Annotated in this window: 7 protein-coding genes; 4 read left to right on the forward strand and 3 right to left on the reverse strand. The window is 43.5% G+C overall.

The features are described from left to right. The coding region (locus tag EPO18_RS03275) for a glycosyltransferase (protein ID WP_292430463.1) at positions 1-420 on the forward strand (420 nt) is incomplete at its 5' end. Between the two features lie 238 nt (positions 421-658). Here EPO18_RS03275 and fcl read toward each other — a convergent pair. From fcl to xrtD, 3 genes are all read right to left on the reverse strand, one after another. Further along, a complete protein-coding gene (gene fcl, locus EPO18_RS03280) occupies positions 659-1,633 on the reverse strand; it encodes a GDP-L-fucose synthase (RefSeq protein WP_292430464.1) in 975 nt (324 codons plus the stop codon). Between the two features lie 4 nt (positions 1,634-1,637). Continuing rightward, positions 1,638-2,759: a GDP-mannose 4,6-dehydratase gene (gene gmd / locus EPO18_RS03285; protein ID WP_292430466.1), complete on the reverse strand. Its 1,122-nt coding sequence runs from the start codon at positions 2,757-2,759 to the stop codon at positions 1,638-1,640. 162 nt (positions 2,760-2,921) lie between these two features. Then, on the reverse strand, positions 2,922-4,499 hold the full coding sequence (xrtD, locus tag EPO18_RS03290; protein ID WP_292430468.1) for a VPLPA-CTERM-specific exosortase XrtD: 1,578 nt from the start codon (positions 4,497-4,499) through the stop codon (positions 2,922-2,924). A gap of 522 nt (positions 4,500-5,021) precedes the next feature. Here xrtD and EPO18_RS03295 point away from each other — a divergent pair. The 3 genes from EPO18_RS03295 to EPO18_RS03305 all read left to right on the forward strand — a co-directional run. Next, positions 5,022-5,612, forward strand: a complete 591-nt coding sequence (locus EPO18_RS03295) for a polysaccharide biosynthesis/export family protein (RefSeq protein WP_292430469.1) — start codon at positions 5,022-5,024, stop codon at positions 5,610-5,612. 30 nt (positions 5,613-5,642) lie between these two features. Continuing rightward, on the forward strand, positions 5,643-6,800 hold the full coding sequence (locus tag EPO18_RS03300) for a porin family protein (RefSeq protein WP_292430472.1): 1,158 nt from the start codon (positions 5,643-5,645) through the stop codon (positions 6,798-6,800). A 6-nt stretch (positions 6,801-6,806) separates the two neighbouring features. Next, positions 6,807-7,903: GumC family protein (locus EPO18_RS03305; protein ID WP_472850870.1), on the forward strand; the 1,097-nt coding region annotated here is incomplete at its 3' end.

Raw genomic sequence — 7,903 nt, forward strand, 5'->3', positions numbered from 1 at the left:
CAGGCTGCCGATCAGTTCAGACACGAACCTGACTTGCTGTTTTTGATGATAGGTAACGGTGCCGCGCAGGAAGAGCTTATGCAACAGGCAGAGCAGATGCACCTGGATAATTTAAGGTTCTATCCGCTGCAGCCCTATGAAGAGTTACCTGCACTTATGGCTTTAGCCGATATTCATTTGGTGGTGCAAAAAAAGGGAGCGGCTGACGCTGTTATGTCTTCCAAGCTGACCACTATTCTTGCGGTTGGCGGTGAGTGCGTAATTACTGCCGAGGCAAATACCGAGTTAGGATTATTATGCCAAGAATATCCGGGCATTACCAAGCGTATTGAGCCGGAAAATATAGACGCTCTGGCAACGGCGGCAAGGAAAATACAATTGAATTTATCTTCAAAATCATTAAGTTCTGTTGAAATTTAATAAAACATTCGTTAATGAACACGACCGCAACATCGACGCCAAGCGGCTCAGCGGTGAGCATACCGACTAGGTCATCGCTAAAAAAGCGAACAGTTGCTGCTAGAGTATTGATACCCAATAGTAAAGATCATAAACGCCTAACAACGCACTGTCTTCAAAAAAGTTTACATAGTGTTGCCGGTAGATTTGTGCAGTTTCCAGATGTTCGGCTGCTAATTGTTTTGAGCCGGATTTAAACTTACTGCGCCTTAAATTCACCTTGATGCGCAAAAAACCAGCGATAAGTGCTGGCTAACCCTTCGGCCAGAGCGATTTTTGGCTTCCAGCCCAGTGACTTGAGTTTGCCGACATCCATGAGTTTTCTGGGGCTGCCGTCTGGTTTACCGGTGTCCCAGATGATTTCGCCCTGATAATTCACTACTTGCTGAATGGTTTCCGCCAGCTCACGAATAGTCACGTCTTCGCCTGCGCCCACATTAAGGTGTGAAAGCATTGGCTCCGTACAGGATTGGTAGCGTTCTATACTCAAGTCCATGATATGCAGACAGGCGGCGGCCATATCGTCAACGTGCAAAAATTCACGCATTGCCTTGCCGGTTCCCCATAGGGTAACGGTAGGCGACAAGCTTGTTTTGGCATCATGAAATTTTCTTATCATAGCTGGGATAACATGGCTGTTTTCCAGATGAAAATTGTCATTTTGACCGTACAGATTTGTAGGCATCACCGAACGGTAATCGGTACCGTATTGCCGGTTATAAGATTCGCAGAGCTTGATTCCTGCAATTTTGGCAAGAGCGTAAGGTTCATTGGTCGTTTCTAAAACACCCGTTAACAAAGCACTTTCTTGCATTGGCTGAGCTGCAAGCTTCGGGTAAATACAGGAGCTACCCAGAAACAACAGTTGTTGACAACCAGCCGCCCAGGCCTGATGCACGACATTGGCTTCCACCATCAAGTTCTGGTAAATAAATTCAGCGGGATAAACATTGTTGGCATGGATGCCGCCAACCTTGGCGGCTGCCAGAATAACGTGATCCGGTTTCTCCTGCTGCATAAAGTCACGTACAGCAGCTTGATCGGTCAAATTCAGCTCGGCATGAGTGCGCACGACTACATTTTGATAACCTGCCTCATTTAATTGGTTAACGATGGCCGAACCCACCATGCCTCGATGTCCAGCTACATAAATTTTTTTATGCTTATCCAACATATAACTATTCCCTGCTAACTGCGACGTTATAACCTTGGCCTTTTAACAGTGCGTGTTTCTTGGCTTCCTCAAGATCATAAGCGACCATCTCATTGATCATTTCCTGCAAGGTAATCTGCGGCACCCAGCCCAGTTTCTCTTTGGCTTTGGTTGGGTCGCCCAGCAATGTCTCAACCTCAGCCGGCCTGAAATAACGAGGATCAATGGCGACAATGTTTTGCCCGACTGTCAATCCCGGCGCATTATCGCCTTTAATTGCTGCCACATACCCCTTCTCTTCAACACCGGCACCTTCCCAGCGTATTTCTACACCGAGTTCTTCGGCTGTCATTTCAATAAACTGCCGAACGGAATACTGCACCCCTGTTGCGATAACAAAATCTTCCGGCTGCTCCTGTTGCAACATCATCCACTGCATGCGCACATAATCCTTGGCATGCCCCCAATCTCTGAGCGAATCTATATTACCCATGAATAAACATTGCTCCAGACCTATTGCTATATTGCTGAGGCCGCGCGTGATTTTACGGGTTACGAAAGTTTCCCCTCTGCGAGGTGATTCATGATTGAAAAGAATGCCGTTACAGGCATACATGCCGTAAGCCTCGCGGTAATTGACCGTGATCCAGTAGGCATACAGTTTGGCGACTGCGTAAGGCGAACGCGGGTAAAATGGTGTGGTTTCTTTTTGCGGAGTTTCCTGCACCAGTCCGTACAATTCCGAAGTGGAAGCCTGATAAAACCGCGAAGTTTTTTCCATGCCCAAAAAGCGCATGGCCTCAAGTAAGCGCAATGTGCCAGTGGCATCAACATCTACGGTATATTCCGGTGATTCGAACGATACTGCAACATGGCTCATGGCGCCCAGATTGTAGATTTCATCGGGTTTGGTCTCGCTCAGTATCCGTGTCAAGTTGGAACTGTCCGTTAAATCACCGTAATGCAAATAGAACTTTGGATCTTTTATATGCGGGTCCTGATAGATATGATCGACCCGTTGCGTATTAAAAAGCGATGAACGCCTTTTGAGACCATGTACTTCATAACCTTTTTCCAGTAAAAACTCGGCCAAATAAGAACCATCTTGCCCTGTTACGCCGGTTATTAACGCTACTTTTTTACTCACAATCGCTCCTTGTTGGTTTAAACATATTCACTAAGCCAAATATTGGATTACGGCGCAAAAAGACGTATCTTGGCATCGCTTCTGCTCCGCCTAAAGTGTCTATTTTGACGATCTACCTCCTGCATTAACGAAGACCATGCAGTCGCAACCTAACCTACACTGCTAATTGATATGTTCGGCAAATAACTTGCCAGGTATATAATCAGGCATTTCCGGCATAAGATCCTTCATAAAAGATTGCAAACGTTGATCCGCAACTTCCAGATCTTCAGCCTCTCCAACGCTGGTAACCAGTCTTATTAAAGAACCGTCCGTACGATTCATGGCAATGGCATCGTAAAATAAATACCATTTCACCAGATACTCATTAGTTATCGTACGGCCCCGTTGTTGAAACCAGTAGTAAACCAGCTGCCTGCTACCACTTTTTTCAATGACAGCACGATTGACTTGAAGCACATTGTTATCGAGTTTGATATCCGGAATATTGCGTTGTCCAAACTGGGTAATTTGCCAACCATCACCTGGAATACATCCTTTGGGAGAATGCACAGAAACGCCTTTACGTTGAGACTGGTAATAGGCACTGTAAAAATTGATGCTGCCTGATTCCGGCTGCGTATAGTTAATAATTACATAGTCAGTTAATTTCATATCATTCAGATAGGTCTGACTAAGATAGTCATTACGTCCCTGCCATTTTCCCAAGTGTAATGGAAAATTCAGAAAAGCTTTGCGCGCCGGAATAATATCTTCCCGTCCCTGTATATAGTGGGACGCAATGGCGGCACTGAAGAGCAATAACAACAACATAAATACTGACTTATTGAACTTAATTTCCGGATCTGCCTGTTTTATATTGCCTGACCATTCGCTTGGAATTAAAACCAACTCGGTCAATGGCACCTTTTTTCCACTGATCCAGGAAAATAGCCACATTTCGATAAATAGCAGAGCCATGCAAATCAAAAAGATTATCCAGCCTTCAAATTCATGCAGAAAGCCTTCTGCCATCTTTGTTCCCCAGTTATCTACCATGATGCCTATAACACCAATGCGAAAGCTGTTCATAAAAATAGTTAAAGGGGCTGAAGAAAGAAAAATCAGTGTTTTTTGCCAGAAAGGCCCTCTAAACAAATAAGCACACAGAAAAGAGAGGCTAGCCAAAGGAAACAAATAACGAAGCCCGCTGCAGGCATCGACTACCTGTAGTTTATATCCCCCCAAATCTATGACATTACCCTCAAGATAGACCATGATGTCGCAGGCACGAATAAACTCAACGCCTAGCCATGATGAAATCAACTGCAATTTGGAAGACAGGTTATTCAGAATAAAAGGCGGGAATGGCACCATGAAAATCAGAAATAACAACGGTATTGCACCGACACGCAACCCCGGCAGGCCAAACGCAACTGTAAAAAAACCTGTTACTGTAATAATGAAAGCGTATTGTTCAATTGTTTTTAAAGTTGCCAGTCCACCTAAAACAAATAAGATCAAGCCAACAATTACAATACTCAATCCGGGTAATGATTCTTTGTATTGTTCAACAAACTTTAGCTCTCTCCGTCGAATCCATAATAAATAAATGCTTATAACGGGTATAAAAAAACCGTGACCGTATTCTTCTACGTTTATCCAAACAGTCGCCATTTCCTCCAGACTGTTTTTAAACGTAAATCCAAACAATAACAGCGCAAAAATCCAGACAGATAAAATATAGGGTGGTTTTTTCAACTGAATGAGTGAGTTGTCCTTGGAAAGAGATGTCATTTTTTATGTAAATTACGGTTAATAATTAGATTACATTTGGCTATTAAGATGCTTGTTAAACAAAGAAATAGACTAGACAGCAACTTTCCGGTCAACAATAGCGGGTTAATAATGATCTGAAGGCGCCTTCGAACAATGGTTGGTCATTATCATTGCAGATTATTAAAACTTGATGACACCAAAAACTAGACATTAGACTGGTTAAATCGTCCGATAGGCTGGTATGGTATTTATGGATGAATGGTAAGTTTATTTTCGTTTGTGGTGAGCTTGTCGAGCCATAAACAAAAGCGGTTTATTCGGCTTTTTCCCGATGAAATTATCGCTATCTATCTGTTTATATTGACTTTTAAAAATATAATTTGAGATTTTTACTTCGCCCGTCTTCTTGTCTTATTTCTGTTACATTCCATCTTTATAATTGCTTCGAAACTGATTGACCGGCTCCGCACAAGGGCTTGCACAAAATCCATAAAAGGCATTATTTTGAAACAGCTATTCACACTTATTTTATTTTTTCTGGCATTCACAGCATCTGCTTTCGCTGATCCAGAGCCGGTTGCTCCACTCAATGAAAAACAATCCGATGCTGTCAATTACTTGCTTGCCCCAGGCGATTTACTTGAGATTTCGGTCTGGAAAGAAGAAGGCATGCAACAGCAGCAGGCTTTGGTGGCGCCTGACGGCAACATTTCCTTTCCGCTGTTAGGCTCTATTATGGCAGCCGGCAAACCCATGTCTGCACTTGAGGCTGCGATTGCGGGCAAACTCGCGGATTACATCGCTGATCCTGTAGTCAACGTTAAACTGCTTCAAAACAGCGGCAATACTATTTTTGTTGTCGGTAAAGTTAATAAGCCCGGACAATTTCCTGCCAACAGGCGTATTGATGTGATGCAAGCGCTCAGTTTGGCGGGTGGATTAACGGTTTATGCAGACAATAATTCGATCCATGTCCTTCGGCGTATTGGTAATGAAATAAAAGTCTTCCCTTTTGATTACGATGACGTGTTGGATGGCGAGCATCTTGAACAAAACATCATCTTGGAAGCCGGCGATACCGTTACTGTACCTTAATCAGAGCTTTAATCACCTCTGTAAATCAAGATGAAAAAGGGCTTTTTAGTGCCGCTAGCGCTCTGCGCCTCGTTAACCTGCCAGGCTGGCGATTATATTTTTGAACCTGTATTTAGTGTCGATGAACGCTATGAAGACAATCTTCTTTTGCAGATTAACCCATCGCATGTCAATTGGATAAGCACTGTGTCGCCTGCCGTCAGATTAGGGTATCTGCTGGAAAGCGGGGACTTGGTGGCTAATTTCAAATGGAATCAGTTAATTTATCATAATGAATCCACTCTCAATGTGGCTGAGAAACTATTTAATGCAGATTACCTATACAATGGTGAGCTTTTTAGCTTTAACCTTAATGGCGATTACTCCATTCAATCCTCACTGACCACGGAGCTTGGTTCGACGGGTTCGGGGCAGCTATCGAACGTACAGTTATTACGTACCAATCGTATTATCGCGCCTACATTTAGCTATCGTCTGACTGAAAGAGATACATTACAGCTGGGTTACAGTTATAACGATGTCACTTATGAAAAAAGTAGTACAAACAGTGGACTTTCGGATTACATCAGCCAGCAACTGTCAACATCGGCTTCACACAAACTATCCGAGCGTCAGCAGGTAAGCTTAAGTGGCTCATATTCTTTGTTCAAAGCTCCATCGGCCGATCAAAACTCGACAACCATCAGTTATCAGGCAGGCTGGCAATACAGTTTTAGTGAAAAAACGCAGCTCGGACTTTCCATTGGTATGCGCAACACGGATACTGAATCTCTGGGCGGAAGAATCAAAAGCTCGACCAGCGGTCATATCTTTTCTGCAAATTTAGATCGGGCCACGGAATGGGGCAGCATCAGTGTTAACGCCGGACAACAATTAAATCCGGCAAGTACGGGTCAACAACAGCAAGCCACTACATTTTCAGCCAGAACAATCTATAACATTAACGAACGCTGGTATACCAGCTTGAGTGTTAATTACTTAAAGTCCGATGCAACATCAGGAGCTAACTCTAATAATCGTACCTATGCCACACTATCGCCAGCTCTTAATTGGCGCTGGACACCTGAGACCAAGCTGGAATTATCCTACAGTTATCGCCAGCAACAATTTGACAATGAAAACGATGCGCGTGTCGGCAACAGTGTTCAACTTCAATTTATTTATCAACCTCAAATAAACCATCGGTGAAATAGCGTGGAAAATCAAGCGCCTGACTTTAAAGATTATCTAAAAATAATCAAACGACGCAGCAAGTTTTTAGTTATCCCGTTTGTTGTGATTTCAATATTGAGTATTGTGCTGTCTGTTGTATTGCCTTCGATATATCATTCGACAGCGACGATCCTGATTGAAGAACAGGAAATCCCTTCCGATCTGGTTCGTTCGACCGTCACCTCGTTTGCGGATCAGCGTATTCAGGTAATCAGCCAGCGCATCATGACACGCCCTAATCTGATGGAGATCATAAAAAAATATAATTTGTATTCTAAAGAACTCAAAACAAAGTCTGAAGAACGCGTTCTGGAAAAAATGCGCAAAAGCATTAAAGTTGAAACCATCAGTGCCGATGTGATAGGCAGCAGTGGCTCAGCAACAAAGGCGACTATTGCATTTACTCTGACATTTGATGATAAAAATCCAGCCATTTCACAAAAAGTAGCCAACGAACTGACTTCTTTATTCCTCAAGGAAAATATCAAATCGCGTACCGAGTCCGCGGAAAATGCAACGCTTTTTCTGAGTGAAGAAACGCGCCGTTTAAAAGATAAAATTCAACAAATCCAAAGCGAATTGGCCGCTTTTAAAGAAAAAAACCTTAACCAGTTACCGGAGATCAGCCAGCTTAACCAACAAGAGCTCACTGCGCTTAACGGCCAATTGTTAAGTCTTGATAGTCAGGAGCGTTCATTGCATGAGCGCCAGTTCTATCTTGAAGGCGAACTGGCGCAAATTGACCCGAATGCGCTGGCGACCAATGCCACTGGCAATCGGGTTTTTGACATGAAAGATCGACTCAAGGTATTGGAATCGGAGTATCCTTCCTTGCAGGCCAGTTACTCGGCCAACCACCCTGATGTCATTAAAGCCAGACGCGAAATTGACTCGTTGAAAAAACAAACCGGCAGCAATATCGATCTTAACAAGATGAATGCCGAGCTGACTAACAAAAAAGCCGATCTGGCATTGCTGTTAAAGCAATACTCGGAAAAACACCCGGATGTACTGAAACTCCAAAAGCAGATCGCCACCTTGCAGCAATCAATGGTAACTGCGAAGGACACCGAATCAAC

Source organism: Methylobacter sp., from assembly GCF_004322395.1.
Taxonomy (GTDB): Bacteria; Pseudomonadota; Gammaproteobacteria; order Methylococcales; family Methylomonadaceae; genus Methylobacter_A.

Bases quoted from the DNA above. Each gene is read 5' to 3' on its own strand.
- EPO18_RS03300 (WP_292430472.1), top strand. From the start codon at position 5,643: ATGAAAAAGGGCTTTTTAGTGCCGCTAGCGCTCTGCGCCTCGTTAACC.
- fcl (WP_292430464.1), bottom strand. From the start codon at position 1,633: ATGTTGGATAAGCATAAAAAAATTTATGTAGCTGGACATCGAGGCATG.